We start from the raw sequence: 807 nt of genomic DNA, 5'->3' as shown, positions 1-807 counted from the left end.
ACCAAATTTGCATGAAAATTAGTAACTAATCTATCGTCTGGTTTTAACGGGTCAACTTTACCTGTTGCATCCCTTGAAGGTGGGTCTCTTATAATATCTGGCTCTTGATCATAATATTTTTGGCCAATTTCAAAGTTTGGTATTTTTTTCTGATGAGCTTTAATGTATCTTAAAATCATTTCTTCTAATGTTTCAGGTTTATTATTATTTTTAATTATGTCATTAAATATTTCTGTCTGTGTTGGTTCACTTGGATACAAAATATCTCCTCCTTACTTAAAACCAGTTCCCGAACCTTTGCTAGATGTATAAATTGCATATCTCAAAGCATCTAAACAATCATCATTAGCTTTTACTGGTTCATCTTTTTTCTCGTCCCAAACGTAGTTATATATTTCATCTCTGAACAACTTAACTTTGTTCTCAATAATAAATAACTCATTAAGTTTGAACCCTCTAGCAACTACTTCTATACCAGATAAAACTGATTTATCCGCATACCTAGCTTTTATTCCTTCTTTACCAAATCTGCTTATGTGTTCAGTTCGAGCTGTATCACAATAAAATAAGATATTGCCATGTCGCTCTATAACACCTTTTGCAATTTCAACCCAATCATCAATTTCTTTATGTTGATAAGCATGTTCTTCAATTAGGTATCTCTTGCCTTCCATATCTTCTGCAATTACAACAATTGATCCATGATGTTCATATCCCCAGTCGACACCAGCATATTTCTTTTTGATTTGTTTTTGATTATATTGTTCTTCTGTGATGTAGTGTATTTCTTCGTTAAAATCTTTATAC

Annotated in this window: 1 protein-coding gene and 1 pseudogene; both read right to left on the bottom strand. The window is 31.7% G+C overall.

Annotated elements, in window-relative coordinates:
• Positions 1-260: pseudogene (locus ACF91D_RS30955) on the bottom strand (phage portal protein); the annotation flags it as partial.
• A 12-nt stretch (positions 261-272) separates the two neighbouring features.
• Positions 273-807: phage terminase large subunit family protein (locus ACF91D_RS30950; protein ID WP_483883399.1), on the bottom strand; the 535-nt coding region annotated here is incomplete at its 5' end.

Source organism: Staphylococcus sp. 231237_7MaSpsaltlick (assembly GCF_043107035.1).
This window is presented reverse-complemented; position numbering and strand designations above follow the sequence as displayed.